Origin of the sequence: Streptomyces sp. NPDC059567, assembly GCF_042735655.1 — a bacterium.
GTDB lineage: Bacteria > Actinomycetota > Actinomycetes > Streptomycetales > Streptomycetaceae > Streptomyces.
The window spans coordinates 21,359-47,541 of record NZ_JBHWBS010000048.1; the positions used below are offsets into that span (position 1 = coordinate 21,359).

Sequence of the window (26,183 nt, forward strand, 5' to 3'; positions counted from 1 at the left end):
TCACACCCACGCTCCCTCCCCCGCCCCGGGCCCCCGCCCCCCCGCGCCGCCCCCCCGCCCCCCCCGGGGGGGGCGGGGGGGCGCCCCCCCCCCCCCCCCCCCCACGGCCGCGGCGTTTCCGGAGGCCCTCCCCATCGGACGCCCCCGGATGCCTCCGTTTCGGACGCCCTCTCTTCCGGATGCCCTCCACTTCCGGATGCCCTCCGCTTCCGGACTCCTTCGGCCCGGCACTCCCCCGCCTTCAGATCTTGCCGATCCCCAGGGTGTTCTCGCCGGGCAGCAGCCCGGAGCCGATGACGGCCAGCCAGGGGCCGCCGAGGAGTTCGGCGAGCCGGGCGGTGGACTCGGGACCGAGGGCGACCCAGGGGGCGGCGGCCAGTTCGTCCGTACGCAGCTCCACCCGCTCGCGCAGCGCGCGCCCGGCATCGGTGACCGAGCCGTCGGCCGCGAGCAGACCGCGGGCGGCCAGCCGGTCGCGCGCCGCCGACCAGGCGCTCTCGCTCCAGCCGCGGCTCGCGAAGGTCTGCTCGGACGCGGCCCCGACGGCCGCGAAGGAGACCAGGGACTCGACCGGGTCCAGACCGGCGGCGAGGAGGGCGACCAGGTGGCCGTCCCCGCGGTGCTCGCGCAGGATCGTCGCCGCCTGCCAGAGAGCCAGGTGCGGGGCCTCGGGCCAGGGCAGCTCGGCGTTGGCGGCGGCGAGCGGGCGGCCGGCCGTCACGGCGGCCCCGGCGGCCCGCCGGGCGAGCGCGGCCGCCTCGGCGAGGTCGGGCCCGTCGACGACCTCGGAGCCGAGGACGGCGCGGTAGGCGCGGTCGACGGCACGCAGCCGGGCGTCCAGCACGTCGACGGGCGCGGCGGTCCGCCAGATCCCCGGCACGTACCGGGCCACCATCTCCGGGCTGAAGCTGTAGAACGCGGAGCCGACCCGCTCGGCCCCGGCCGGACCGAGGGGCGCGGCGCGCCAGGCGAAGTAGCCGGGCCAGCGCTCCTCGACGTCGTGGCCGAGCGCGCGGGCCTCCTCGACGGCCTCGGGGGCGTAGTAGAGCAGCGCGTGCAAGGGTTCCAGCAGATGCCACATCTGCCGTACGCGTCCGGGCTCCACGGTGCGCTCAGCCGCCGTACCGATCTCGGTGCTCATGTCCGCCTCCTCGATTGCCACCCTTATCTTGACGCTGACTAGATTGCTCTCGCCCCGGGAACTTGTCAATGCCTAGATCCGGCGTAGGCTGCTGTGCATGAGCAGTCGGAGCACCTATCACCACGGCGACCTGCGGCAGGCGATCCTGACCGCCGCCCTCGACGTCATCGCCACCGAGGGCCCCTCCGCCCTGAGCCTGCGCGACCTGGCGCGCCGCGCGGGCGTCTCGCACGCTGCCCCGGCCCACCACTTCAAGGACCGCGCCGGACTGCTCACGGCCGTCGCGACCGAGGGCTTCGACCTGCTGGCGGCGGCCCTCGCCGAGGCGAAGGACCTGAAGGACGCGGGGGTGCGGTACGTGCGCTTCGCCGCCGAGCACCCGGCGCACTTCCAGGTGATGTTCCAGCCGGACCTGCACCGGCCCGACGACCCGGAGCTGCTCGCCGCCAAGGACCGGGCCGGCGCGGGGCTCCGGGCGGGCATCGCCGGCGTGTCGGCCGACGGCCGGGGCCCCGACCCGCGCCTCGCGGGCGTCGCGGCCTGGTCGCTGGCCCACGGCTTCGCGACCCTGCTGCTCAGCCACAACCTCGCCGGCCCGATCGGCGAACAGGACCCCGAGGAGGTCTTCCACACCCTCGCCGGCCTGCTGTTCGCGTCCGACACCGCACAACCGGCCCAGGAATAAGCGGAGTCGCGCTCCACTTGATCACGTACATGACTAAGAAGACTTTCGGCGCGGCCGCACGCCTCACGACCGTCGCCGCCTTAAGCGCCGCCGTCCTGACCGCACTTCCGCCCGCTGACTCCGTCGCCGCCGAGCACCGGCACGGCGGTGCGTGGCGCGGCGCATGGGCCACCTCGGTGCAGCAGCCGGCGGCTCCCTTCGGTACGAACTGGTCCACCGACGGCTTCTCCGACCACACGGTCCGCCAGGTCGTCCGCGTCACGACCGGCGGCACCAAGGCCCGTATCGAACTGTCCAACCGCTACGGCACCACCCCGCTGAAGATCACCGGTGCGACGGTGGCCCGCACGGCCGAGGGCGGCGCGGTGCAGGCGGGTTCGGTGCGCCGGCTGTCCTTCGGCGGCGAACGCTCCGCCACGGTCCCGGCCGGCGGTACGGCACTCAGCGACGGGGTGCCGTTCAAGGTCGAGGCGCTCGAATCCCTGACCGTCACGCTCTACTTGGCCGGGCCGACCGGCCCCGCGACCTTCCACCACTTCGCCGGTGCCACGAGCTACCGCGCGAAGGGCGACCACCGCTCCGACACCAGCGGCTCGGCGTTCACGGAGACCAGCACCTCCTGGTACTACCTCTCCGGCGTCGAGGTCTCCGGCGGGCAGGCTCCGCGTCGGAACGGCGTCGTGACCTTCGGCGACTCCATCACCGACGGCGTCGGCGGCACGAACGACGCCGACAACCGCTACCCCGACGAGCTGGCCGAGCGCTTCGCCGCCGCCGGGAAGCCGCGCTCCGTCCTCAACCACGGCATCGGCGGCAACCAGGTCACCAACGACTGGGAATGGGCCGGCGAGAAGGCCGTCGCGCGCTTCAAGAAGGATGTGCTCACCGAGCGGGGCGTGGGCACTGTCATCCTCCTCGAGGGCATCAACGACTTCGGCGGCAGCAACCCGGACTTCCCGGGCGGCGGCACCCCGGAGGTGTCGGTCGACAAGCTGATCGAGGGCCACCGCTCGTTGATTCGCCAGGCCCACGCCAAGGGCATCAAGGTGATCGGCGCGACCCTGACGCCGGTCAAGGGCTCGATCTACGACACCCCGGTCATCGAGGCCAAGCGGGACGCGTTCAACACGTGGGTCCGCACCTCCGGCGCGTACGACTCCGTGGTCGACTTCGACCGCGCCGTCGCCGACCCGTCCGACCCGGACCGGATCCTCCCCGCCTTCGACTCGGGCGACCATCTGCACCCGGGCGACGCCGGATACAAGGCGATGGCCGAGGCACTGGACCTCGACACGCTGTAGGAAGGAATCCGGGGCCGGTCCCGGCCGGCCCCGGACCCGCGCCTCTACGACCCCAGGATCGTCGTCAGGAACTCGCCCGTCCACGCCAGCAGTTCGCGCCCCACCACCGGCTTCCCGCCGATCTTCCCGCTCGTCGGGCGCGGCACCAGGATCTGGTGGACGGCCGGCTTGACGACCGTCCGCGGGTAGAGCCGCTTCAGGCGCAGCTCCTGCGACTCCCGCAACTCCACGGGCGCGAAGCGGATGTTCGGGCCCTGGAGGACGATCTCGCCGACACCGCATGCCCGGGCCAGCATCCGCAGGCCGGCGACCAGGAGCAGGTTCTCGACCGGCTCGGGCAGCTTGCCGTAGCGGTCGGTGAGCTCCTCCCGCACCGCCTTGATGTCCTCCTCCGTGTTGGCGGAGGCGATCGCGCGGTACGCCTGCAGGCGCAGCCGCTCGCCCGGCGCGTAGTCGTGCGGGACGTGCGCGTCGACCGGCAGCTCGATCTTGACCTCCAGCGGCGGCTCCTCCTCGACACCGCCCTCCAAAGAGGCGCGGTAGTCGGCGACCGCCTCGCCCACCATCCGTACGTACAGGTCGAAGCCGACGCCCGCGATGTGACCGGACTGCTCGCCGCCGAGCAGATTGCCCGCGCCGCGGATCTCCAGGTCCTTCATCGCCACGTACATGCCCGCGCCCATCTCCGTGTGCTGGGCGATCGTCGCGAGCCGCTCGTGCGCGGTCTCGGTCAGCGGCTTCTCCGGCGGGTACAGGAAGTACGCGTAACCGCGCTCGCGCCCACGGCCGACACGGCCGCGCAGCTGGTGCAGCTGCGACAACCCGAAGTTGTCGCCGCGCTCCACGATCAGCGTGTTGGCGTTGGAGATGTCGATACCGGACTCGACGATCGTCGTGGAGACCAGCACGTCGAACTTCTTCTCCCAGAAGTCGACGACGACCTGCTCCAGGGCCGACTCGGACATCTGGCCGTGGGCCGTCGCGATCCGCGCCTCCGGGACGATGTCGCGCAGCCGCGCCGCCGCCCGGTCGATCGACTCGACCCGGTTGTGGATGTAGAAGACCTGGCCCTCGCGCAGCAGTTCACGGCGGATGGCCGCGCCGATCTGCTTCTCCTCGTACGGGCCGACGAAGGTGAGGACCGGGTGCCGCTCCTCCGGCGGGGTGGTGATCGTCGACATCTCGCGGATGCCGGTGACCGCCATTTCGAGCGTACGGGGGATGGGGGTGGCGGACATCGTCAGGACGTCGACGTTGGCGCGGAGCTTCTTCAGCTGCTCCTTGTGCTCGACGCCGAAGCGCTGCTCCTCGTCGACGATGACCAGGCCCAGGTCCTTGAACTTGGTCTCGGAGGAGAACAGTCGGTGCGTGCCGATGACGATGTCGACGGAGCCGTCCCGCAGCCCCTCGAGCGTCGCCTTCGACTCGGTCTCCGTCTGGAAGCGGGAGAGCGCGCGGGTGGCGACGGGGAACTGCGAGTACCGCTCCGAGAACGTGCCGAAGTGCTGCTGCACGAGCAGCGTGGTCGGTACGAGGACGGCGACCTGCTTGCCGTCCTGGACGGCCTTGAAGGCGGCGCGGACCGCGATCTCCGTCTTGCCGTAGCCGACGTCGCCGCAGATCAGCCGGTCCATCGGGACCGTCTTCTCCATGTCCTCCTTCACCTCGGCGATGGTGGACAGCTGGTCGGGCGTCTCCACGTACGGGAAGGCGTCCTCCAGCTCGCGCTGCCAGGGGGTGTCGGGGCCGAAGGCGTGGCCGGGGGCCGCCATCCGCGCCGAGTACAGCTTGATCAGGTCGGCGGCGATCTCCTTGACGGCCTTCTTCGCGCGCGCCTTCGTCTTCGTCCAGTCCGCGCCGCCGAGCCGGTGCAGGGTCGGGGCCTCGCCGCCGACGTACTTGGTGACCTGCTCCAGCTGGTCGGTGGGGATGTAGAGCCGGTCGCCGGGCTGGCCGCGCTTGGCGGGGGCGTACTCGACGAGGAGGTACTCGCGGGTGGCGCCCTGCACGGTCCGCTGGACCATCTCGATGTACCGGCCGACGCCGTGCTGCTCGTGGACGATGTAGTCGCCGACCTCCAGGGTCAGCGGGTCGATCGTCTTGCGCCGCTTGGCCGGCATCCGCTGGCCGTCCTTGCCGGCCGCCTTCTGCCCGGACAGGTCGGTCTCGGTGAGGACGGCCAGCTTGAGCGCCGGGTCGACGAAACCGAAGTCGATGGAGCCGGTCGCCACATGGACGACGGACGGGGAGACCTCGGCCAGATCCGCGTCGAGCCGGGCCGCGATGCCCTCGCCGCCGAGGACCTCGACCGTGCGGGTCGCCGGACCGTGCGCCTCGGTGACGTAGACCGTGCGCCAGCCGTCGGCCAGCCAGCCCTTGGTGTCGGCGAGCGCCCGGGCGGTGTCGCCGCGGTACGTCTCCGGCGCGTGCATCCCCAGCTTGACGGTGTCCGCGTCCAGCGTCTCGTCCGCCGCGAACGGAGAGACCGACCACCACATCATGTCGAGTTCGCGCGCCCGGTCCCGTACGTCCGCGATCCCCCGGAGGGAGGCCGCGCCGACGTCGATCGGGGCCTCGCCGCCACCCGCGGTCGCCGCCCAGGACGCCTGGAGGAACTCCTGCGAGGTCGCGACGAGGTCGGCCGCGCGCGTACGGACCCGCTCGGGGTCGCACACGACGGCCATCGAGCCCTTCGGCATGACGTCGAGCAGCAGCTCCATGTCGTCGACCAGGACGGGGGCGAGGGACTCCATGCCCTCGACGGCAATCCCCTCGGCGATCTTGCCGAGCAGCTCGCCCAACTCCGGGTGCTCCTCCGCGAGGGCGGCGGCGCGCCGCTTCACCTCGTCGGTCAGGAGCAGCTCGCGGCAGGGCGGGGCCCACAGGCCGTGCTCGGCGACCTCCAGGGAGCGCTGGTCGGCGACCTTGAAGTACCGGATCTCCTCGACGTCGTCGCCCCAGAACTCGATCCGGAGCGGGTGCTCCTCGGTCGGCGGGAAGACGTCCAGGATGCCGCCGCGGACGGCGAACTCGCCGCGCTTCTCGACCAGCTCGACCCGGGAGTACGCGGCGGCCGCGAGGCCCTCCACGATCTCGTTCAGGTCCGCGGTCTGTCCGGTGCGCAGGGCCACGGGCTCCAGGTCGCCGAGGCCCTTGACCTGCGGCTGGAGCACGGAGCGTACGGGCGCGACGACGACGGTGACCGGGCCTGCGGACGGGTCGTCGGAGGACGGGTGGGCGAGGCGGCGCAGCACGGCGAGGCGCCGGCCGACGGTGTCGGAGCGGGGCGAGAGCCGCTCGTGCGGCAGCGTCTCCCAGGAGGGGTAGTCGACGACGGTGTCCGGGTCGAGGAGGCTGCGCAGGGCGGCGGCCAGGTCCTCGGCCTCCCGGCCGGTCGCGGTGACGGCGAGCACGGTCCGGCCCGCCTCGCGGGCGAGCGCGGCCACCGCGAAGGGGCGCGCGGCCGGGGGGCCGACCAGATCCACGTGCATACGGTTGCCGTCGGCGGCGGCCTTCACCGCCTCGGCGAGGGCCGCGTCCTTGACGACGAGGTCGAGCAGACCGTGCAGGCTCATGGACTTCCATCCCGGTGGGTTTACGACAGCGGGCAACGCGAACAGCCCGACACGTCTCACGGGCCGGGGGTCCCGGCGCGACGTCCGGGTGGGACCAGCCTACGACGTGGGTCCGTCACTCGCGCGAAGGATTGCTGTCACCGGGGGCGAGCACAGGGAAGGAGGACCGGTCGCCCGGCCCTCCTTCCCTTCTCCCACCGGATCGGTGGGACCGAGTCGGCACTGACGCGTACGGCCCCGGTGACCGTCACCGGGGGCGTACAAGCCCATGGGGGCACCCCCGTGGCCCCCTCGGGACCGACTACTCGGTCGCGATCGCGTTCAGGACGTTCATCCGGCCCGCGCGGAACGCCGGGACCAGTGCCGCGAACAGGCCCACGAACGCCGAGCCGATGAAGACCGTCAGGATCGTCGGCCACGGGATCTCCAGGACCCCGAGACCCTCCAGGGCCAGCAGCTTCTGGGCCGCCGTGCCCCAGCCCATGCCCAGGGCGAGGCCGAGCAGGGCGCCGAAGAGGGCGATGACCACCGACTCCAGCCGGATCATGCGGCGCAGCTGGCGGCGCGAGAGGCCGATGGCCCGCATCAGGCCGATCTCCCGGGTCCGCTCGACGACCGACAGGGCGAGCGTGTTCACCACGCCGAGGACGGCGACGATGATCGCGAGGGCGAGCAGGCCGTACACGATGTTGAGCAGCTGGCCGACCTGGTCCTTCAGGTCCTGCTTGTAGTCGGCCTGGTTCTGCACCTTGTACTGCGGGTAGGCGGCGAGCGAGTCCTTGAGGGCCGCGTACGCCTCCTTCTCCTTGCCGTCCTCGGCCGTCGCGAACATGATCATGCTCTTGGGCAGCTTGTCGGCGGGCAGATGCTGCGCCGCGGTGGTGACGTTGGTGTACATCACCCCCTTGTCGACGTTGTTCTCGTCCGAGGTGATCGCCGCGACCTTCAGCTTCGCGCTGTCGCCGCCCTTGAAGGCGACGGTCAGCTCGTCGCCGACCTTCACGCCGTGTTCGGTGGCGTAGTCGCTGCCCACCGACATTGCGTTCGTGCCGTACGCGGCCGAGAGCTCGCCGGCGGTCGTGTCGCGCCGCAGGTCCTGCGCGTAGGTCGGTTCGGCGGCGACCAGGCCCTTGTCGACGGACTTGCCCCGCGGGTCGGTGACGGTCGCCTCGACCCAGGTGTACTCGGTGACGTGGCGCAGGCCGGGCGTCTTCTCCACGGCGGCCTGGGCCTGCGGCATGACGGGCTGGCCGTTGCCGGACTGGATGATGAAGTCCGCGCCGACCGAGCGGTCCAGCTCCTCGGTGGCCGAGGCCACCATCGACGAGCCGACCACCGAAAGGCAGGCGACGAGCGCGAGCCCGATCATCAGGGCGGCGCCGGTGGCACCCGTACGGCGCGGGTTGCGCAGCGCGTTGCGCTCGGCCATCCGCCCGACCGGACCGAAGATCCGCAGCACGATCGCGCCGAGGACCCGGACGACGCCGCCCGCGAGGAGCGGTCCGACGACGATGAAGCCGACGAGGGAGAGGACGATGCCGAGGCCGAGCCAGAGGGAGCCGGCGGAGGCCTTCTCCGCCTGGGTCGCGGTCCACAGCGCGGCGGCGCCACCCAGCGTGAGGAGCAGGCCGAGCCCGCCCCGCACCAGGCCGGCCTTGCCGTCGGCCGGGGTGCCGGCGTCGCGCAGGGCGGCCATCGGGGAGACCTTGCCGGCCCGGCGGGCCGGGATGTACGCGGCGAGGACGGTGACGACGATGCCGAGGAGGAGACCGACGGCGGGCGTCGTCCACTTCACGGTCAGGTCCTCGGTGGACAGCTCCATGCCCATGGAGGACATGAGCTCCATCAGGCCGACGGCGAGTCCGACGCCGGCCGCGACGCCGGCGATCGAGCCCACGACACCGAGGAGGACGGCCTCGACGAGGACGGAGCGGTTGACCTGCTTGCGGCTGGAGCCGATGGCCCGCATGAGGCCGATCTCGCGGGTGCGCTGGGCGACCAGCATGGAGAAGGTGTTGACGATGAGGAAGATGCCGACGAGGAAGGCGATTCCGGCGAAGCCGAGCATCGCGTACTTCATGACGTCGAGGAAGCCGGCGACGTCCTCGCGGCCCGCGTCGGCGACCTCGGCCGCAGTCTGGAGCGTGTAGCCGCCGCCGACCGCGGCGACGATGTTGCTCTTCAGCTTCTCGTCGCTGACCCCGGGCGCCGCGTCGGCCGTGATCTGGGTGAACAGACCCTCCTTGCCGAGGAGTTCGCGCTGCGCGGTGGCGGTGTCGAAGTAGACGACGGTGGCACCGGGGTTGGTGACCTTGAACTCGACGATGCCGGAGATCTTCGCCTTGAAGTCGCCGGTGACGGCGATGGTGCGCAGCTCGTCGCCGATCTTCAGCTTGTGCTTCTCGGCGGTGCCGGCGTCGACCATCACCTCGGTGGGGCCGCGCGGCTCGTGGCCGGAGGCGACGTCCACCGAACGCAGCTCGTTGGCGCTCCAGTTGACGGCGATCGTCGGGGCGCCGCTGGTGGGTCCGACGTTGTTGTCACGGGAGTCGACGACGGTCACGCTCAGGGAGATGACCGAACCCTGGGCGGCCTTGACGCCCTCGGCCTTGCGGACCTGCTCCACGAGGGAGGCGGGCAGGGTCTCGGGGCGGCCGGTCTGCGGGGTCTCGTCGTCGACGGCCGCGTCCTTGGGGCTGAGCGTGACATCGGAGGCGGTCGAGGCGAAGAGCTTGTCGAAGGTGGTGTTCATGGTGTCCGTGAACACCAGCGTGCCGCTCACGAACGCGACGGAGAGCAGGACGGCGACGGCGGAGAGCGCCATGCGGCCCTTGTGCGCGAAGAAGTTGCGCAGCGAGGTCTTGAGCACGGTCATGACGTCCGCCCGCGCGCGTCGAAGTCCTTCATGCGGTCGAGTACGGCATCGGCGGTGGGCCGGAACATCTCGTCGACGATCCGGCCGTCCGCGAGGTACAGGACGCGGTCGGCGTGGCTGGCGGCGACGGGGTCGTGGGTGACCATCACGATGGTCTGGCCGAGCTCGTCGACCGACTGCCGCAGGAAGCCCAGCACCTCCGCGCCGGCACGGGAGTCGAGGTTTCCGGTCGGCTCGTCACCGAAGATGATCTCGGGGCGGGCGGCGAGCGCGCGGGCCACGGCGACGCGCTGCTGCTGACCGCCGGAGAGCTGGTTGGGACGGTGCTTGAGGCGGTCGGCGAGGCCGACCGTGGACACGACGCGGTCGAGCCACTGCTGGTCCGCTCGGCGGCCGGCGATGTCCATCGGCAGCGTGATGTTCTCGAGCGCGTTGAGGGTCGGCAGCAGGTTGAACGCCTGGAAGATGAAGCCGATCCGGTCCCGCCGCAGCTGGGTGAGCTTCTTGTCCTTGAGACCGGTGATCTGCGTGTCGTCGAGGAAGATCTCACCGCTGGTGACGGTGTCGAGCCCGGCGAGGCAGTGCATCAGGGTCGACTTGCCGGAGCCCGAGGGGCCCATGATCGCGGTGAACTGCCCGCGGGCGATGTCCACGTCGACGTGGTCGAGCGCGACGACCCGCGTCTCGCCGGCGCCGTACGCCTTGACGACCTGCCGCGCCCGGGCGGCGACGGCCGTGCTCCCTCCAGTGTCCCCGCGCTTGGGGATGGTCACAGCCGAAGTCACGGTATGTCTCCTATGGGTGAGTGTGCGCAGGAACGCGTAGGTCGAGTGGTGCTCATGTCGAGTCTCCGGGGAGCCGGGGCGGCTGGTCACTGGTGCTCGTCGCACTCTTCGCCCTGGGGTTATCCGTAAGAACAAGCTAAAGACGGACAGGGCACTTCCTCGTCCTCCGCCGGGACGAACGGGCCCTGCCCTCTATGGGGGAGGTCCCCCTAGGGGTTCTCCACCCGTGGATCGAGTGAGAGGCTGAGCCGAACAGATTAGATGTACGACCCATTCAGGTCGGAGTCGCCGGATGTCGGCGCGCGCGACGGTGGATGGGTCGATGCGTGGAGAGGGGATTCCGGGGTGAGCAGGACGACGACGCGGCAGGTCACGCCATCGGCCACCACGCCGCGCGGACGCGGCCCCGTCGTCGCGGCGCTCATGCTGGTGATGGGCCTGACCGCGCTCGACGGCACAGTGGTCTCGACCGCCGTGCCGCAGATCGTCGGCGACCTCGGCGGCCTCTCCGTCTTCTCCTGGCTGTTCTCCGGCTATCTGCTCGCCGTGACCGTGACCCTGCCGGTGTACGGGAAGCTCTGCGACACCTTCGGCCGAAAGCCGGTCCTGATCGCCGGCACCGTCCTGTTCCTCATCGGCTCCCTGCTGTGCGCGTCGGCCTGGAACATGGGCTCACTCATCGCGTTCCGCGTCGTCCAGGGCCTGGGCGGCGGCGCGCTCCAGGGCACGATCCAGACCATCGCCGCCGACCTCTACCCGCTGAAGGAACGCCCCAAGATCCAGGCGAAGCTCTCCTCGGTCTGGGCCACCGCCTCGGTCGCCGGACCGGCGGCGGGCGGACTCCTCGCGGGGTACGGCGACTGGCGCTGGATCTTCCTGCTGAACCTGCCGGTGGGTCTGGTCGCCCTGTGGCTGGTCGGCCGCTACCTGGTGGAGCCGGAGCGAGCGCCCGGCAGCACGCCCCGGAAGGTCTCCGTCGACTGGGCGGGCGCACTCGCCGTCTTCGCCACCGGGACCCTGCTGCTCACCGCGCTCGTCCAGGGCGGCGTCGCCTGGCCGTGGCTGTCCGCACCCTCCCTCGGCCTCTTCGCGGGCGCCCTCACCCTCGCCGCGGTGACCGTCCTCGTGGAACGCCGGGCCGCCGAACCGATCATCCCCGGCTGGATATGGCGCCGCCGCACCATCGCCGCGGTCAACCTGGCCCTCGGCGCGCTCGGCCTGGTCATGGTCGCCCCGACCGTCTTCCTGCCCACCTACGCCCAGGCCGTCCTCGGCCTGGGCTCCACGGCCGCCGGCTTCGTCCTCTCCGCGATGACCCTCAGCTGGCCGGTCACCGCCGCCCTGTCCAACCGGGTGTACAACCGCATCGGCTTCCGCCTCACCGCGATCGTCGGCATCACCCTCGCGCTCCTCGTGCTGCTCGCCTTCCCCTTCCTCCCCTTCCCCGGGGAACCGTGGCAGCCGGCCCTGCTCATGCTGCTGCTCGGCGGCGCGCTCGGCTTCTTCCAGCTCCCGCTGATCGTCGGGGTCCAGTCGACGGTGCCCTACGAGGAGCGCGGCACGACGACCGCGTCCGTCCTCTTCTGCCGCCAGGTCGGCCAGAGCGTGGGCGCGGCCCTCTTCGGCGCGATCGCCAACGGCGTCCTGGCCGCCCGCCTCGGCACGGGCACGGACCTGGACAGCCTCGCGTCCACCCTCGCCGACGCGGACGACACGCTGCGCCGCGCGATCGACGCGGCCGTCGACTACGTGTACCTGGGCGCGGCAGGGGCGGCCGCACTCGCCCTGGTGGTGCTGCTGGTCCTGGCCCCGCGCCGCTTCCCGATCCTGCGGGAGGAGGAGCAGGCGGGGGAGGGGTGAGCCGGGGGCAACGACCGCTCAGCCGTCGCCGGCGTCACGGCCCTCCGGCGCCCGGTCCTTACGGCCTTCAGGCCCCGCGTCCTCGGGCGTACCGTCCTGCGGCGCCGCGTTCTGCGGCGGACGGCCCGTCAGGGTCGCGAGGGAGGTGCGGATGTGGTTCATCTGGGCGTGGATCTCCTCCCGCGCCTCCGCGTGCTCGCCCAGCACACGCTCGGTCGCCCGCTCGATCCGCTCCCGCTGCGACCGCGCCTCCGCCAGCAGCTCCTCCGCCCGGGCCTCCGCGTCCTCCTGCCCGTGCCGGGCCGCTTCCTCCGTCGCCGCGAGAGCGCGCCGGGCGTCCGCGAGACGGGCCTCCGCGGAGGTGAGGAGTTCCTTGTGGTGGGCGTCCAGTTCGGCCGCCCGAGCCGTCGCGGCCCGCTCGGCCTCCTCCCGTACCGCCGTCTGCTCCGCCCGCTGGGCCGCCAGCAGCGCCGCCGCCCCGCGCGCCGCCTCCTCGAACGCCTCCCCGGCCTCGGCCCGCTGCCCCTCCGCCGTGCGAAGGGCCGCCGACCTCGTGGCCTCGGCCTCCTCGCCCGCCGCGCCGAGGGCCGCCGCGGCCACGGCCTCCGCCTCCGCCCGTACCCGCTCCGCGTACTCCCGCGCCGCCTCCGTCGCGGACCGGGCCGCCTCCTCCGCCTCCGCCGCGAACGCCTGCGCCTCCGACTCGGCGGCCCGCACGAGACTCTCGTCCTCCGCCTCCGCCAGTTCGAGCAGCCGGCCCGCCCGTTCGCCCAGCGACTCGTACCGCTGCGGGACCAGCGCCGCGACCTCCGTACGCAGCCGGGCCGCCTCCTCCCCCATCTCCCTCGCGAGGACGGTCAGCCGGGCCGCCCGCTCCCAGGCGGCGTCGCGTTCCTCGGAGAGCGCGGCGAGATGACGGTCGACCTGCTGCGGGCGGTAGCCGCGACCGCGTCCGACGGCGAAACTCATCCCTGACGCCCCTTCCGAAATGGCCGTCATGGCCACAATGGGTCACATGCCAGGATGCGTCATCGGACACGACAAAAGGCGCCCGACGTGTCGTACACATCGGGCGCCTTCGATCACGAACGGCCTAAGACCTGACTAAGGCCGGACTACAGCAGTCCGTCCCACATCTGTTCCAGGAGCACCGACCACCAGTTCTCCGGCGACGCCAGCGCCGCCGGGTCCAGCATCGCCAGCTGCGCCTGGAAGTCGACCGTCCAGCGGCCCGCCTGCTCGGGGTTGAGCCCGAACCGCAGCCGCCACATCCGGCCGAGCAGCGCCATGGACCGGGTGAACTCCGGCAGCCCGCTGTTCACGAACTGCGGCGGCACCGGCTGCCCGCCCGGACCGGCCTCGACCGGCACCGCGACGATGTGCGCGGTCCCGTACTGGACACAGATCGCCCGCCCGAAGTCCGAGCCGATCACCAGGTACGAGCCCGCGTCGGACGCCGGCTGGACCTGCCGCTGCGCGGCGAGCTCCGCCAGCGTCGGCACCACCGGCTGAGCCGGCTGCGCCCAGAAGAACGGACCGAAGTCCGCCGGCAGACCCGCCCATACGAGCGTCAGCGCCACGACCTCCGGCACGCCCTGCCGGGACACGGCCCGCTGGTCGAACCGGCAGATACCCGGGCCGAAGGCACCGGCCAGCTCCTGCGCGACGCCGTCCGGAGGGATCGGCGGCGCGGGCTGCACCTGCGGCAGCGGCGCACGGATCGGCGCCGGACGCGCCGGACCGTCCGCGACCTGATGCAGCTCACCCTGGTGGGTGAGGAGTTGCCGCATCCCCTGCTGACGGCCCGCGTGATCCTTGCCGTACGGCGCGATGTTGGTGATCCGCGCCTGCGGCCAGGTCTCCCGGATCATCCGCGCGCAGTAACCGCCCGGCAGCTCGCACGACTCCAACTCCGTGTGCAGCTCCAGCACTTGCTGCGGCGGCACGTTCATGGCACGCAGCTCGTGCAGGATCTGCCACTCGGGGTGCGGGGTGCCGGGGGCGGACCGCCGGATGATCTGGGCCTCGGAGCCGTCGGGCGCGCGATAGCGCAGGACGGCCTGGTAGCCGGGTCCGACGGTCGGCTGACCGGCGGGCTGCTGCGGGTACCCGTACGCCGGAGGCGGGGTGCCCGGCGCGGACGGCGGCGGCACCGGCGGTCCCGGCGGACCGCCGGGACCGGGCTGCGCCAGCATCGTCGCCGCGTGGTGCACACCACCGGGCGGGGTGCCGGGCGCGCCGGGAGCACCGGGAGGCCCGGGCGGGGTACCGGGAGCACCCGGAGGCCCGGGCGGGGCGACGAGGCCGCCGGGCCCGGGATGAGCGAGCATCGTCGCCGCGTGCGCGACCCCGGCACCGTCGGACCCGCCGGGCGCACCCGGAGGCGCGGGCGGAGGCGGCGGCGCGCCGGGGCCGCCCTGGTTCGGATGCGCCAGCATCGTCGCCGCATGTGCCACACCAGCACCGTCGGACCCACCGGGCACACCCGGAGGCGCCGGCGGGGGCGGCGCGCCGGGGCCGCCCTGGTTCGGATGCGCCAGCATCGTCGCGGCCTGGTGCACGGGCTGCGGAGGCGTGGGCGGCCCGGGAGGCTGAGGCCCGTCGGGCCCGAGCTGCGCCACGAGCTGCGTCGGTACGTACCCTCCCGCGGGCGCACCGGGAACCCCCGGCGCCTGCGGCGGCGGAGGCGGGTTCCCGCTACCGCCCCGCGCACCCCGCGGGGGCAGCACGGCCTTGCTGGTGGCCGCATCCGCGATGTCACCGGACGCCGGCGACGGAACACGCACACCAGGAGCGGGCGTACCACCGGGCACACCAGGAGCGCCGGGCGCCGGAGGCACACCGGGAGCACCGGGAGCCGCGGGGGCGCCGGGCGGCGTCGGGCCGCCGATCGAGCCGGGGGCGCCAGGAGCACCAGGCGGCGTGGGCCCACCGGTCGAGCCCGGAGCACCCGGGCCGCCCGGAGCCGAAGGCGCACCGGAACCACCCGCGGAAGCCGGGCCGCCCAGCGGACCCGTACCCGCCGGCGGCGGGGCGTGCGGGTCCAGGGCCGGGGTGGCGATCGCCGTCGGCGGGAGCGCGCTGCCGGCCGACATCAAGGCCGTCGGGGCGTCCGCGCCCACCACCGGAGGCGGCGTGTCCTCGTCGTCCGCACCCGAGAGCGGCGGGGCGAAGACCGTCGCCGGCAGCGGCACCGAACCCTCCGCACCGCCCGAGCTCGCGTTCGCGTCCGCCCAGGGGCTGCTCGCCGGCACCCCGTCCGACGCCGTCGGCTCGTAGTCCACCGGACGGCCCACCGAAGCACCCTCCGAAGCCGAAGCCGAAGCCGGCGCAGGCGCAGGCGCCGAGGCCGGCGCCACCCCTCCCGTCGCCTCCGCGGACGACGAACTCCCGCCCGCCTGCGAAGCGTTCGGACCCTTCGGCGGCGCCGACGGCAGGCCGAGCTTGTCCGCCGCGTCCTGCAGCCACTCCGGCGGACTCAGCAGGAACGACGTCGCGTTCAGATCGACCCGCTCCGGCGGCGCAGGAGCCGCGGCACCCGCGTCGGCGTCCTCCGAAGCCCCGTACTCCTCCTCGTACCGCCGGATCACCTCACCCACCGGCAGCCCGGGCCACAGCGTCGCATCGCCGCTGTCCCGCGCGATGACCAGCCGCTGCCGGCCACCGTCCGACGTCGGACCCTCCTCGCGGTCCTCCGCCCACACGACGAAACCCAGCTCGAACTCCCGTACCCGCACCTCGCGTTGCTGGTACGCCGGCACATCACCGTTGATCCACTCCTCGGCGCGCTCCTGCGCCTGCGCGAACGTCACCACAGCCAGCTCACTCCCCCACCGGGACCACGGGCACGGCGCGCGCGAAGCCGCCGTCCACCATCAGGTTCGCCACCGTCTCCAGCTCCGGCGGATTGCCGGCCAACCGCAGCAGGAACGCGTCGAAATCCTCGCCGCACGGCAGCAGCAACCGCTCCACGCGCTCGTTCACACTCCAGCCGTCCTGATCCCGCGCGTCGTCGTACGCGCAGAACCACACCGACCCGATCCCCTCGCCCTTCACCTTCACCGCGAGGATCCCGCCCTGCACGAACGCGACACCCAGGTAGTCCTTCGTGAGGTGATCGCGCAGACACTTGTTGACGTAGACGAGGTCATTGACCCCCGCCTCCTCACGCACCGTGAAGAACGGCTGGTCCACCAGCAGACCGAGCTCCGCGTCGAGCGCGGCGCCGACCGGCGCACAGCCGCCCGCCGCCTTCAGGAACGCGCGGTACGCGCCCGGCAGGCGGTAGCCCAGGTCCTCCTCCACACCGAGCAGTTGCTGCTCGGACACCGACACCGGACCCTTCGGCAGCCCGAAATGCGCCGGCCGCGTCTCCTGCAACGGACGCGTACCCCGCTTGCCGTGGTCGACGGCAGCCGTCGCCACCCCACCGTGGTGCCGCAGCAACGCCTTCACCTCGACCGGTACGAGCTCCATCCGCCGACCGCCCGCCACGTGGTGCCAGGTCCAGCCGTGCGGAGTCGCCACGGCCGGGATCGTGCCCCACAACTCGTGGCCCGTCGCGGCCAGCGCCGCGTTCGCCGACACGTAATCCGTCAGCCGCAACTCGTCGACACCGAAGCCCTCGGGCGGATCGGCGATCTCCGCCGCCGCCCGGGCGTACGGCGAAAAGTCCGGATAGCCCTGCTCATCCACCCGCACCCCTCTAGGGTGCCGAGAAGCACGGACCGGGTCCGGGAAGTGCACGACCTGCCCGGCGTAAGCCGCGTTCGGTGGCGCGGCATGCTGCCCGAGCCGACCTGTCGTCATGGCGGTTGCCCCCTGCGCTGGCTGCTGGCTGATTCCGCACAGCCTATGCGCTGCCACAAGCCCACGACCCGGCCCGATACGGCCACGACCACAGCCCGTGACCAAGTGTCACGGGCGGATGACACACCGGCGATAGTTCCGACACACCGACGCCCCGTTTGTGTACCCCGCTTCCACATGAGGCGTCCCATTTGGCAGTCTGTTCCCGCAACTCGGGGGATTGCAGGAGGGGAAGACACGCACCATGTACGCAGCACAAACGCCCACTCAGGGTGACCCACGCCTCAACTGGAGCAGCGCCGAGCCCACCCGCGCCCCGTTACTGCGCTTCCGCCGCGACGGCATCCTCCCCACCGTCGGAGCCGCGCTCTCCGTACGCGGCGAAACCACCCTCACCTGCACGGCGGGCCGCGGCGACCAGCCGCCCGTCCTGCACGCACTCGTCCAGGACTTCCTCGACACCCTCACCAGCGGCCAGCGCGAACGCTTCACCGGCCGCTGCCCCGAGGCGATCCTGCTCTCCCGCCACCTCACCGCCACCGAGACCGGCCGCTCCAAGCGCGCCCAACGCAAGCCCCTCACCCACGGCGAGGCCCGCCGCTCCCTCAAACACGCCAAACTGACCGCACGCCGCATCCGCGAGGACGGCGACCCGCTGCACGGCAGTTACGCCGCCCCCTGCCGCTCCTGCACGGCGATGCTCGCCCACTTCGGGGTACGCCCCGTCGACCCCACCTCGACTGTCGAGAACGGCTGACCGCACCTTCATGCCCGACCACCTGAGCACCACCCGATTCCCGGTCAACGTCGACGCCGCCCTCCGCGAAGCGGGCTGGCAGCCCGGCCGCTGGGACATCAAACTCGCCGAACAATGGGCCGACACCCTGCGCGCCCACGTCTCCCCGGCCGGCCACCGGCACAGCGTCTTCCCGGCGGCCGTCGAGGCCTGGGCCGAGTTCGGCGACCTGCGCGTCACGGCGCCCGGCAGCGGCCGCCAGATCGCCCCGGCGACCGTCCGCTTCGACCCGCTCGCCGGCCTCCACCTGGCCCGCACCCTCGCCGACCTCGGACGCGCCCTCGACACCGAGATCGCCCCGCTCGGCGAGGAGGGCGAACACCAGGCGGTCCTCGCAATCGACCAGGAGGGGCGGGTCTACAGCCTCGACCACACAGGAGACTGGTTCCTGGGCCAGGACATCGACGCGGCACTGTCGACGCTGATCACGGGGACACAGCCGACACGAATGGTCACGGGCTGAGCCTGGGGCGGCCGATCGGACATCGGATATTGGACATTGGATCCGATATCCAGAATCCAATGCGCTGGATCCAAGGACACGGATCCAAGGACACGGATCCGATGGCACGGATCCGATGCATGGACCGATGCAGGGATCCGACCCCCAGGATCCGACCTACGCCACCCGCTCCCCCACCGGCAGCACCGCCGACACCCGGAACCCACCCACGTCCGTCGGACCCGAGACGAACACTCCGCCCAGCCGGCTCACACGCTCCCGCATACCGACCAGACCATTGCCACCACTCGGCAGATGGGCATCGGTCGCCGCCGCGTCCGACGGGCCGTTCTCCACCTGCATCGCGACCTCCGCGTCCCGATGCGCGAGCCGGACGACGACCTTGGCACCGGCCGCATGCTTGTGGACGTTCGTCAGCGCCTCCTGGACCACCCGGTACGCAGTCCGCTCGACCTCCGCCGCATACCCCCGCACCTCACCGAGCACCATCAGCTCGACGACCGCACCGGCCAACCGCGACTGCTCGACCAGATCCTCCAGAGCGTCCAGACACGGCCCGTCCTCCGAGGCAGCCTCCGCTGCGGCCGCGGCCGCCCGGCCGACCGCGGCCAGCGGCACCGGAGAAGCAACGGCCGGAGCCGCGTCCTCCCGCAGGACACCGAGCATCTCGCGCAACTCCGTCAACGCCTGCCGGCCCATGTCACCGACCAGCGCCGCGTTCTTCACGGCCTTCTGCGGATCCTTCAACGCGACCGCCTGCAACGCCGCCGCATGCACCACCATCAGCGACACCCGATGCGCCACCACGTCGTGCATCTCCCGAGCGATCCGCGTCCGCTCCTCCTGCCGCGCCCACTGAGCCCGCTGCTCCGCCCGATCGGCGAGCAGCGACAGCTCCTGCTCCAGACTGTCGGCCCGCTCCCGCAGACTCTCCATGAGCCGGCGCCGGGCCCCTATGTAGAGGCCGAAGAGAACCGGGGGCGCGTTGAGACCCAGCGTCATGAAGACCGAGACGGTCGGGACGTACCAGCCGCTCGGATCGAAGTCCGGCTGACCGACATCCGCCTGCGCGACGTCCTGCCGCACCCGCACCACCGTCACGACGAAGACGGCGACCGTCGACATACCGGCGAGGGCGGCCGTGATCCGCCGGGGCACCTCCGAGGCGGCGAGCGAATAGAGCCCGACGATCCCCATCAGATAGCCCATCTCGGCGGGCGTGACGGCGATCGAGACCAGAACCACGGCGATCGGCCACCGGCGCCGCACGAGCAGCGCGGACCCGACGATCAGCCCGAACAACACCCCCACGGGCACGGGCAGCCCAGCCTTGTCGGCAAAGCCGACCCCCTCCAGCCCGCACTCCAGCGCGGACACCACGGCCAGCCCGACATCGAGCACCGCACTACGCCGTCTCCCCCACCACCACCAGCCCCGGGCGGCCATAGCCGCCGCGTCCTGATGCGCCCCCGTTGTGGTCATGCCCTCCAGCGTACGGGCGAGCGCGAGTCATTTTCCGGAGACCGCAGGACGCGGGAGCGCCGCACGTCAACGGCGCGCACACACCAGTCCCTCGAACTAATGAATCGCCCACACTTTCGACCCGGACGTCCGCATTCCGGACGACGGTGTTCATATGACATCAGAGACGAGCCGATATACGGACTTCGAGAGCCTGCGCGAGCAGGCCGTCGCCCTACGCCGCGAGGGCCTCAGCCTGCGCCAGATCCGAGACCGCCTGCAGGTCTACAACAACGACATCCTCCACCGCCTCGTGAAGGGCGAGCCGCCTCCGGAATGGACGAAGCGCCCGAACGCGAAGGACGACCTCCGCGCCCGCGCCCGCGAGCTCCGCCTCCAGGGCAGGACGTACGACCAGATCCAGCTGGAGCTGGGCTGCTCGAAGAGCTCGATCTCGCTCTGGGTACGGGACCTGCCGAAGCCGGAGCGCAAGCGGACTCGCGAGCAGGCTTCAGAGATCGCCAAGCGCGGCTGGGAACCTATGGCCTGGCTCGATGTGTTGGGCATCGAGCGGGACCGGCTGACGTTCCGGGTCATGATCCATGAGAACGCCGATGTGCCCGGCGCGGAGAGGTACTGGGCCGAACTGATCGATGTCCACATCACCACGCTCAGCAGGACGACGCTCAAGAAGCACAACCCCAAGACGGTCCGGAAGAACGTGGGGGACGACTACCGTGGCTGCCTCGTGATCAAGGTCCTTCAGGGATCAGATCTTTACCAGCGCATCGAGGGCTGGTGGTCTGGCATGGTGGTGGAGGCCAGACGCCTCACCGCGTAGGCTGAGCCCGCACTCCCCCGTGGTGTAATCGGCAACACTATCCACTTTGGATGGATCATTTCAGGTTCGAGTCCTGGCGGGGGAGCCATGCTCGGTTCGGGTCCTGACCTCCACGGTCAGGACCCGCACTCATTTCCGCTCCGAAACCCCCCGGTATCCTGCGGTTGTCCACCACCCGAAGCCGAAGGGCATTCCCGTGAGCGCCAACCGCCCGGCCGCCGTCGTCGTCCTCGCAGCGGGTGAGGGCACCCGCATGAAGTCGAAGACCCCCAAGGTCCTGCACGAAATCGCCGGACGTTCCCTCGTCGGGCACGTCGTGTCCGCCGCGCGGGAGCTGGAGCCCGAGCACCTCGTCGTCGTGGTCGGGCACGCCCGTGAGCAGGTCACCGCGCATCTCGACGCGCACTACGCCGGGACTCGTACCGCCGTGCAGCACGAGCAGAACGGCACCGGTCACGCCGTCCGCATGGGTCTCGAGGAGCTGGGTCAGGCCCCTGAGGGGACCGTCGTCGTCGTGTGCGGCGACACGCCGCTGCTGTCCGGGGAGACCCTGAAGGCGCTCGCCGGCACCCACGCCGCCGACGGCAACGCCGTCACCGTGCTGACCGCCGAGGTGCCGGACTCGACCGGCTACGGGCGGATCGTCCGGGACTCCTCCGGTGCCGTCACCGCGATCGTCGAGCACAAGGACGCCTCCGAGGAGCAGCGCGCGATCAAGGAGATCAACTCCGGCGTGTTCGCCTTCGACGGCCGGCTGCTCGCCGACGCTCTGGGCAAGGTCCGGACGGACAACAGCCAGGGTGAGGAGTACCTCACGGATGTGCTGTCCATCCTGCGTGAGGCGGGTCACCGGGTCGGCGCTTCGGTGGCCGGTGATCACCGCGAGATTCTCGGTATCAACAACCGGGTGCAGCTCGCCGAGGCCCGTGCCCTGCTGAACCGGCGTCTGCTGGAGCGGGCGATGACGGCCGGTGTCACGGTGGTCGACCCGTCGTCGGTTCTCGTCGACGTGATGGTGACGTTCGAGCCGGACTCGGTCATCCACCCCGGTACGCAGCTGCTCGGTGCGACGCACATCGGCGAGGACGCCGAGGTCGGCCCGAACACGCGGCTGAAGGACACGAAGGTCGGCAAGGGCGCTCGGGTGGACAACACGGTCGCCGATTCGGCCGTGATCGGCGAGGGCGCCTCGGTGGGCCCGTACGCGTATCTCCGTCCGGGTACGGACCTGGGTGTGAAGGCCAAGGCCGGTACGTACGTGGAGATGAAGAACGCGAAGATCGGCGAGGGCACGAAGGTCCCCCATCTGTCGTACGTGGGCGACGCGACGATCGGTGAGTACACGAACATCGGCGCGGCGAGTGTCTTCGTGAACTACGACGGTGAGGCGAAGCACCACACGACGGTGGGGTCGCACTGCAAGACCGGTTCGGACAACATGTTTGTGGCTCCTGTCACCATCGGGGACGGTGCCTATACCGCCGCGGGGTCGGTCATCACGAAGGACGTGCCGTCCGGTGCGCTCGCCGTCGCCCGGGGCCAGCAGCGGAATATCGAGGGTTGGGTGGCTCGGAAGCGGCCTGGCAGCGCTGCCGCGCAGGCGGCTCAGGCGGCCACGGAGGAGCCCGCCGGCGAAGGCTGACCGGAAACGGGTACGTCGAACTCGGCGTACCGTGATACGTGCACATAAATTCGGCTGGCTCGCACACGCGCACGGGAGCGCGGAGGTCGCGGCCAGAAGACACGTCTGAGGAGACAGTGCTGTGACCGGGATCAAGACGACCGGCGAGAAGAAGCTGATGCTCTTCTCCGGCCGCGCCCACCCCGAGCTGGCCGAGGAGGTCGCACATCAGCTGGGTGTCGGCCTCGTGCCGACCAAGGCTTTCGACTTCGCGAACGGTGAGATCTACGTCCGTTTCCAGGAGTCGGCTCGTGGCGCGGACTGCTTCCTGATCCAGAGCCACACGGCTCCGATCAATAAGTGGATCATGGAGCAGTTGATCATGATCGATGCTCTGAAGCGGGCTTCCGCTCGGAGCATCACCGTGATCATCCCGTCGTACGGCTATGCCCGTCAGGACAAGAAGCACCGTGGTCGTGAGCCGATTTCGGCCCGTCTGGTCGCGGATCTGCTGAAGACCTCGGGTGCGGACCGCATCCTCACGGTCGACCTGCACACGGACCAGATCCAGGGCTTCTTCGACGGTCCGGTGGACCACCTGTCGGCTCTCCCGGTCCTGGCGGACTACGTGGGCAACAAGGTCGACCGTTCGAAGCTGACGATCGTCTCCCCCGACGCCGGCCGGGTGCGTGTGGCCGACCGCTGGTGCGACCGTCTGGACGCGCCGCTGGCGATCGTGCACAAGCGTCGTGACAAGGACGTCGCCAACCAGGTGACGGTCCACGAGGTCGTCGGTGACGTGAAGGGCCGCGTCTGCGTCCTGGTCGACGACATGGTGGACACCGGTGGCACGATCTGCGCCGCCGCCGACGCGCTCTTCGCGCACGGCGCGGAGGACGTCATCGTGACGGCGACGCACGGCATCCTGTCGGGGCCGGCCGCCGATCGTCTGAAGAACTCCAAGGTGAGCGAGTTCGTGTTCACGGACACGCTGCCGGTGCCGAGCTCCCTGGAGCTCGACAAGATCACGGTCCTGTCGATCGCTCCGACGATCGCGCGCGCCGTGCGTGAGGTGTTCGAGGACGGCTCGGTGACGAGCCTCTTCGAGGAGCACTGAGCGGCTCCCAGGAATCGCTGAGCAGGCCCGCTTCCCTTGAGGGAGGCGGGCCTTCCTCATGCGGTCGGCGCTATGCCCTGAGCGCGTCCACCGCGATCCGCGCCGCTCTGCCGATGGCGGCGTCCGCCGCCGGGAGGGTCACCGTCGTCGCGGCGGCGCGGGTGAATACGGCGACGGCGTAGCGGCCGCCGTCGGGGTATTCGACGACTCCGGCTTCGTGGCGGAGGGTCGGCAGGGAGCCGGTCTTGCCGCTGACGCGGACGTCGTCGAAGGGGAATCCGGCGGCGAGGCGGTGGCTCCATGCCTGGAGTCCGAGGACGGCGCGGAGTTCCTGCGCGTGCTCGCCCGTGCAGACCTCGTCGCGCCAGATGGCGGCGAGGAGGGCGGCGATCTCGCGGGCTGTGGAGCGGTTGGTGCGGGTGGGGTCGAGGGCGCGGAGGCGGGCGACGACGGTGGGGTCGGTGAGGGCGGCGGGTGTGCCGTCGGCGTCCTCGTGGAGGGTGGCGTACAGCTCGCGCATGGTGTGGACGGCGATGGTTCGGGTGAGGCCGAGGTCGGTCATGGTGCGGTTGACGGTGTCGAGGCCGATGGCGTCGATGAGGAGGTCGGCGGCGGTGTTGTCGCTGACGGCGACGGCGAGGCCGGCGAGGTCGCGGAGGGAGAGGCGGGCGGCGTCGCGCATGGCGGCGAGGCCGGTGGCGCCGGGTGAGCGGCCTTCGGCGGGGATGTCGACGGGTCGGCGCAGGTCGATGCGGCCGTGGGCTGCCTGTCGGTAGAGGGCGGCGATGACGCACAGCTTGTGGACGCTGGCGGTGGGGCTTTCGAGGTCGGCGCCGACGGTGATCGTGGTGCCGGTGTCGATGTCGGTGGCGTGGAGCTGTCCGGTGACGCCCGCGTCGGTGAAGGCCGCGGTGATGCGTGTGCGGGCTGTGGGGGTCACAGGGGGAACTCCGATGCGGGGCGGGGGAAGACGATCCTCGCGGATGCGCTTGCGGGGGTTTCGGTGATCATGCCCGCGTGGTCGCGGAGGGTTTCGTGGGCGGTGTGGGCGAAGAGGCGTACGGCGGGTCCGTCGCGGCCTTGGGGCCAGGCGGCGGAGGTGCGCCAGGTGACGAGGTGGTCGCGGAGGGGGCGCCAGACGGTGCCGGGTTCGGTCGGGGAGCGGGGTTCGAGGGAGACGGCGCCTCCGGAGAGGACGAGTCCGCGGGTGAAGTCGGGGCCTGCGGCCTCGTGGACGGTGCCGGGGGTGCAGCCGTGTCGGGCGCAGGTGGTGAGGGTTTCGTCGTGGAGGGCGGGGGCTTCGGCGCGGGGGAAGAGGACGAGGTCGCGGCCGGTGAGGGCGGCTGCGGGGATGTCGGGGAGGGCGGCGAGGGGGTCGGTGTCGGAGAGGAGGACGCCGAGGGGTTGGTGGAGGAGGGGGCCGAAGGCGAGGCCGGGGGCGGGGCAGGGGTGGCGGACGACGCCGACGTCGAGGGTGCCGGCGGCGAGTTCGGCGGTCTGTCGGGCGCTGGAGAGTTCGCGGAGGTCGAGGTCGCCGCCTGGGGAGCGGTCGCGGAAGGCGATGAGGAGGGCGCCGACGGCGGCGGCTCCGAGGCGGGGTGGGACGGCGGCGCGGAGGGTGCCTGCCTGGCCGCTGCGGACGCGGGCGACGGTGGCGGTGAGCCGGTCGGCGGCGGTGAGGAGGTGTTCGGCTTCGGTGAGGACGAGGCGGCCGGCGGGGGTGAGGGTGGTGCCGCGGCTGGAGCGGTCGAGGAGGCGGACGCCGAGTTCGCGTTCGAGGCGTTGGATGCGCTGGGAGAGGGAGGGCTGGGCCATGCGCAGGCGTTCGGCGGCGCGTCCGAAGTGTTCTTCTTCGGCGACGGTCCGGAAGTACCGCAGGTGCAGCAGCAGGTCCATGGGCGGCAAGGATAGGCAGGCGGCCATGGCCGTCTCGGTGATCGGGGTCCGGTGATCGGGGAGGGAGCCGGTGGGTGGTGGTCCGGGTGATCGGGGAGGGAGCCGGTGGGTGGTGGTCCGGGTGATCCGGGAGGGAGCCGGCGGGTGGTGCGGGTGATCCAATTGGGTGGGGCGGCGGGTGGCGAGTAGACTGCCGTAGTTGCTCGGCGAGGGAGGCCGTACCGGTGAGGTGCGGCGGTCCGTTATCGACGCGCTCTTCGTAGCAGGCCAGTCGTGGCCGGGTAGCCACACTGTTCTGTTTCTGCTTACGAGGAGTGCATATGTCCGAGGTGAAGATCTCCGCCGAGGTTCGTTCCGAGTTCGGCAAGGGTGCGGCCCGTTCCATCCGTCGTGAGAACAAGGTTCCCGGCGTCGTCTACGGCCACGGCACCGAGCCGGTCCACGTGACGCTTCCGGGCCACGAGCTGCTGCTCGCCCTGCGTACCCCGAACGTCCTGCTGTCCCTGGACATCGACGGCAAGAACGAGCTGGCGATCCCGAAGGCCGTCCAGCGTGACGCCATCAAGGGCTACCTGGTCCACGTCGACCTGATCCTCGTCAAGCGTGGCGAGAAGGTCATCGTCGAGATCCCGGTGCAGGCCGAGGGTGAGCTCGCCGCCGGTGGCAACCTGCTGGAGCACGTGCTGAACACGCTCTCCGTCGAGGCCGAGGCCACCCACATCCCCGAGGCCGTCACGGTCTCCGTGGAGGGCCTGGAGGCCGGTGCCTCCATCCTCGCCAAGGACATCACGCTCCCGAAGGGCGTGAACCTGTCCACCGACGCCGACGCCGTCGTCCTGCAGGTCCTGGCCGCGCAGGCCGAGGAGCCGGCCGCCGAGGCCGAGGGCGAGGCCGCCGAGGCCGAGGGCGCCGAGGCCTGAGCCGTAGGCTCTGCTTGACGCGGACGGGGTGGTGGGC

Annotated in this window: 19 protein-coding genes and 1 tRNA gene; 10 read left to right on the top strand and 10 right to left on the bottom strand. The window is 71.7% G+C overall.

Annotated features, from left to right (window positions below):
- Positions 1-241 precede the first annotated feature (241 nt).
- Positions 242-1,141, bottom strand: a complete 900-nt coding sequence (locus ACFVZW_RS21530) for a hypothetical protein (RefSeq protein ID WP_384523565.1) — start codon at positions 1,139-1,141, stop codon at positions 242-244.
- Positions 1,142-1,238: 97 nt separating this feature from the next.
- Here ACFVZW_RS21530 and ACFVZW_RS21535 point away from each other — a divergent pair, with 97 nt between their 5' ends.
- Both ACFVZW_RS21535 and ACFVZW_RS21540 read left to right on the top strand, forming a co-directional pair.
- On the top strand, positions 1,239-1,826 hold the full coding sequence (locus ACFVZW_RS21535) for a TetR/AcrR family transcriptional regulator (RefSeq protein WP_384523567.1): 588 nt from the start codon (positions 1,239-1,241) through the stop codon (positions 1,824-1,826).
- Between the two features lie 29 nt (positions 1,827-1,855).
- Positions 1,856-3,127, top strand: coding sequence for an SGNH/GDSL hydrolase family protein (locus ACFVZW_RS21540; protein WP_384523569.1), 1,272 nt, complete (start codon positions 1,856-1,858; stop codon positions 3,125-3,127).
- 44 nt (positions 3,128-3,171) lie between these two features.
- Here the strand turns inward: ACFVZW_RS21540 and mfd are convergent, their stop codons facing one another.
- From mfd to ACFVZW_RS21555, 3 genes are all read right to left on the bottom strand, one after another.
- Positions 3,172-6,702, bottom strand: a complete 3,531-nt coding sequence (gene mfd, locus ACFVZW_RS21545; protein ID WP_384523571.1) for a transcription-repair coupling factor — start codon at positions 6,700-6,702, stop codon at positions 3,172-3,174.
- A gap of 301 nt (positions 6,703-7,003) precedes the next feature.
- Complete coding sequence (locus ACFVZW_RS21550; RefSeq protein ID WP_384523573.1) at positions 7,004-9,577, bottom strand: ABC transporter permease; 2,574 nt, start codon at positions 9,575-9,577, stop codon at positions 7,004-7,006.
- Positions 9,574-10,362 carry an ABC transporter ATP-binding protein gene (locus ACFVZW_RS21555; protein WP_384523575.1) on the bottom strand — a complete coding sequence of 263 codons (789 nt, stop codon included), beginning with the start codon at positions 10,360-10,362 and terminating at the stop codon, positions 9,574-9,576. Before ACFVZW_RS21555 ends, ACFVZW_RS21550 begins: the two co-directional genes overlap by 4 nt.
- Before the next feature lie 345 nt (positions 10,363-10,707).
- On the opposite strand from ACFVZW_RS21555, the gene ACFVZW_RS21560 reads away from it, so the two are divergent.
- Positions 10,708-12,222 carry an MFS transporter gene (locus ACFVZW_RS21560; protein ID WP_384523577.1) on the top strand — a complete coding sequence of 505 codons (1,515 nt, stop codon included), beginning with the start codon at positions 10,708-10,710 and terminating at the stop codon, positions 12,220-12,222.
- Positions 12,223-12,240: 18 nt separating this feature from the next.
- On the opposite strand, the gene ACFVZW_RS21565 is transcribed toward ACFVZW_RS21560, so the two are convergent.
- The 3 genes from ACFVZW_RS21565 to ACFVZW_RS21575 all read right to left on the bottom strand — a co-directional run bounded on the left by ACFVZW_RS21565 (position 12,241) and on the right by ACFVZW_RS21575 (position 17,031).
- Entirely contained in the window at positions 12,241-13,191 is a 951-nt protein-coding gene (locus ACFVZW_RS21565; RefSeq protein WP_384523578.1) for a cellulose-binding protein, read from the bottom strand.
- A gap of 146 nt (positions 13,192-13,337) precedes the next feature.
- Complete coding sequence (locus tag ACFVZW_RS21570) at positions 13,338-16,037, bottom strand: SUKH-4 family immunity protein (protein WP_384523580.1); 2,700 nt, start codon at positions 16,035-16,037, stop codon at positions 13,338-13,340.
- A 7-nt stretch (positions 16,038-16,044) separates the two neighbouring features.
- Positions 16,045-17,031, bottom strand: a complete 987-nt coding sequence (locus ACFVZW_RS21575) for an SMI1/KNR4 family protein (protein ID WP_384523582.1) — start codon at positions 17,029-17,031, stop codon at positions 16,045-16,047.
- A gap of 244 nt (positions 17,032-17,275) precedes the next feature.
- On the opposite strand from ACFVZW_RS21575, the gene ACFVZW_RS21580 reads away from it, so the two are divergent.
- Both ACFVZW_RS21580 and ACFVZW_RS21585 read left to right on the top strand, forming a co-directional pair.
- Complete coding sequence (locus ACFVZW_RS21580; RefSeq protein WP_384523584.1) at positions 17,276-17,788, top strand: YwqJ-related putative deaminase; 513 nt, start codon at positions 17,276-17,278, stop codon at positions 17,786-17,788.
- Between the two features lie 10 nt (positions 17,789-17,798).
- Positions 17,799-18,290 (top strand): SUKH-3 domain-containing protein, encoded by a 492-nt coding sequence (locus ACFVZW_RS21585; RefSeq protein WP_384523586.1) that lies wholly within the window; start codon positions 17,799-17,801, stop codon positions 18,288-18,290.
- 156 nt (positions 18,291-18,446) lie between these two features.
- Here the strand turns inward: ACFVZW_RS21585 and ACFVZW_RS21590 are convergent, their stop codons facing one another.
- Positions 18,447-19,772 carry a sensor histidine kinase gene (locus ACFVZW_RS21590; RefSeq protein WP_384523588.1) on the bottom strand — a complete coding sequence of 442 codons (1,326 nt, stop codon included), beginning with the start codon at positions 19,770-19,772 and terminating at the stop codon, positions 18,447-18,449.
- A 154-nt stretch (positions 19,773-19,926) separates the two neighbouring features.
- Between ACFVZW_RS21590 and ACFVZW_RS21595 the strand changes: the two genes are divergently transcribed.
- The 4 genes from ACFVZW_RS21595 to ACFVZW_RS21610 all read left to right on the top strand — a co-directional run bounded on the left by ACFVZW_RS21595 (position 19,927) and on the right by ACFVZW_RS21610 (position 23,330).
- Entirely contained in the window at positions 19,927-20,592 is a 666-nt protein-coding gene (locus ACFVZW_RS21595; RefSeq protein ID WP_384523590.1) for a hypothetical protein, read from the top strand.
- Positions 20,593-20,605: 13 nt separating this feature from the next.
- A tRNA-Gln gene (locus ACFVZW_RS21600) sits at positions 20,606-20,680 on the top strand.
- A gap of 108 nt (positions 20,681-20,788) precedes the next feature.
- Positions 20,789-22,234 (top strand): bifunctional UDP-N-acetylglucosamine diphosphorylase/glucosamine-1-phosphate N-acetyltransferase GlmU, encoded by a 1,446-nt coding sequence (gene glmU / locus ACFVZW_RS21605; protein ID WP_384523592.1) that lies wholly within the window; start codon positions 20,789-20,791, stop codon positions 22,232-22,234.
- 121 nt (positions 22,235-22,355) lie between these two features.
- The gene (locus tag ACFVZW_RS21610; protein ID WP_260230078.1) at positions 22,356-23,330 is read left to right on the top strand and encodes a ribose-phosphate diphosphokinase; all 975 of its coding nucleotides are present in this window, start codon (positions 22,356-22,358) and stop codon (positions 23,328-23,330) included.
- A gap of 70 nt (positions 23,331-23,400) precedes the next feature.
- On the opposite strand, the gene ACFVZW_RS21615 is transcribed toward ACFVZW_RS21610, so the two are convergent.
- Positions 23,401-24,270 carry a serine hydrolase gene (locus ACFVZW_RS21615; RefSeq protein WP_384523594.1) on the bottom strand — a complete coding sequence of 290 codons (870 nt, stop codon included), beginning with the start codon at positions 24,268-24,270 and terminating at the stop codon, positions 23,401-23,403.
- Complete coding sequence (locus ACFVZW_RS21620) at positions 24,267-25,226, bottom strand: LysR family transcriptional regulator (protein WP_384523596.1); 960 nt, start codon at positions 25,224-25,226, stop codon at positions 24,267-24,269. Before ACFVZW_RS21620 ends, ACFVZW_RS21615 begins: the two co-directional genes overlap by 4 nt.
- A gap of 320 nt (positions 25,227-25,546) precedes the next feature.
- Here ACFVZW_RS21620 and ACFVZW_RS21625 point away from each other — a divergent pair, with 320 nt between their 5' ends.
- Complete coding sequence (locus ACFVZW_RS21625; RefSeq protein ID WP_384523598.1) at positions 25,547-26,146, top strand: 50S ribosomal protein L25/general stress protein Ctc; 600 nt, start codon at positions 25,547-25,549, stop codon at positions 26,144-26,146.
- The last annotated feature ends 37 nt before the right edge of the window (positions 26,147-26,183 follow it).

Bases quoted from the DNA above. Each gene is read 5' to 3' on its own strand.
- ACFVZW_RS21620 (WP_384523596.1), bottom strand. From the start codon at position 25,226: ATGGACCTGCTGCTGCACCTGCGGTACTTCCGGACCGTCGCCGAAGAA.
- ACFVZW_RS21575 (WP_384523582.1), bottom strand. From the start codon at position 17,031: ATGACGACAGGTCGGCTCGGGCAGCATGCCGCGCCACCGAACGCGGCT.
- ACFVZW_RS21530 (WP_384523565.1), bottom strand. From the start codon at position 1,141: ATGAGCACCGAGATCGGTACGGCGGCTGAGCGCACCGTGGAGCCCGGA.
- mfd (WP_384523571.1), bottom strand. From the start codon at position 6,702: ATGAGCCTGCACGGTCTGCTCGACCTCGTCGTCAAGGACGCGGCCCTC.
- ACFVZW_RS21580 (WP_384523584.1), top strand. From the start codon at position 17,276: ATGTACGCAGCACAAACGCCCACTCAGGGTGACCCACGCCTCAACTGG.
- ACFVZW_RS21590 (WP_384523588.1), bottom strand. From the start codon at position 19,772: ATGACCACAACGGGGGCGCATCAGGACGCGGCGGCTATGGCCGCCCGG.
- ACFVZW_RS21625 (WP_384523598.1), top strand. From the start codon at position 25,547: ATGTCCGAGGTGAAGATCTCCGCCGAGGTTCGTTCCGAGTTCGGCAAG.
- ACFVZW_RS21565 (WP_384523578.1), bottom strand. From the start codon at position 13,191: ATGAGTTTCGCCGTCGGACGCGGTCGCGGCTACCGCCCGCAGCAGGTC.
- ACFVZW_RS21540 (WP_384523569.1), top strand. From the start codon at position 1,856: ATGACTAAGAAGACTTTCGGCGCGGCCGCACGCCTCACGACCGTCGCC.
- ACFVZW_RS21585 (WP_384523586.1), top strand. From the start codon at position 17,799: ATGCCCGACCACCTGAGCACCACCCGATTCCCGGTCAACGTCGACGCC.
- ACFVZW_RS21535 (WP_384523567.1), top strand. From the start codon at position 1,239: ATGAGCAGTCGGAGCACCTATCACCACGGCGACCTGCGGCAGGCGATC.
- ACFVZW_RS21550 (WP_384523573.1), bottom strand. From the start codon at position 9,577: ATGACCGTGCTCAAGACCTCGCTGCGCAACTTCTTCGCGCACAAGGGC.
- ACFVZW_RS21595 (WP_384523590.1), top strand. From the start codon at position 19,927: ATGACATCAGAGACGAGCCGATATACGGACTTCGAGAGCCTGCGCGAG.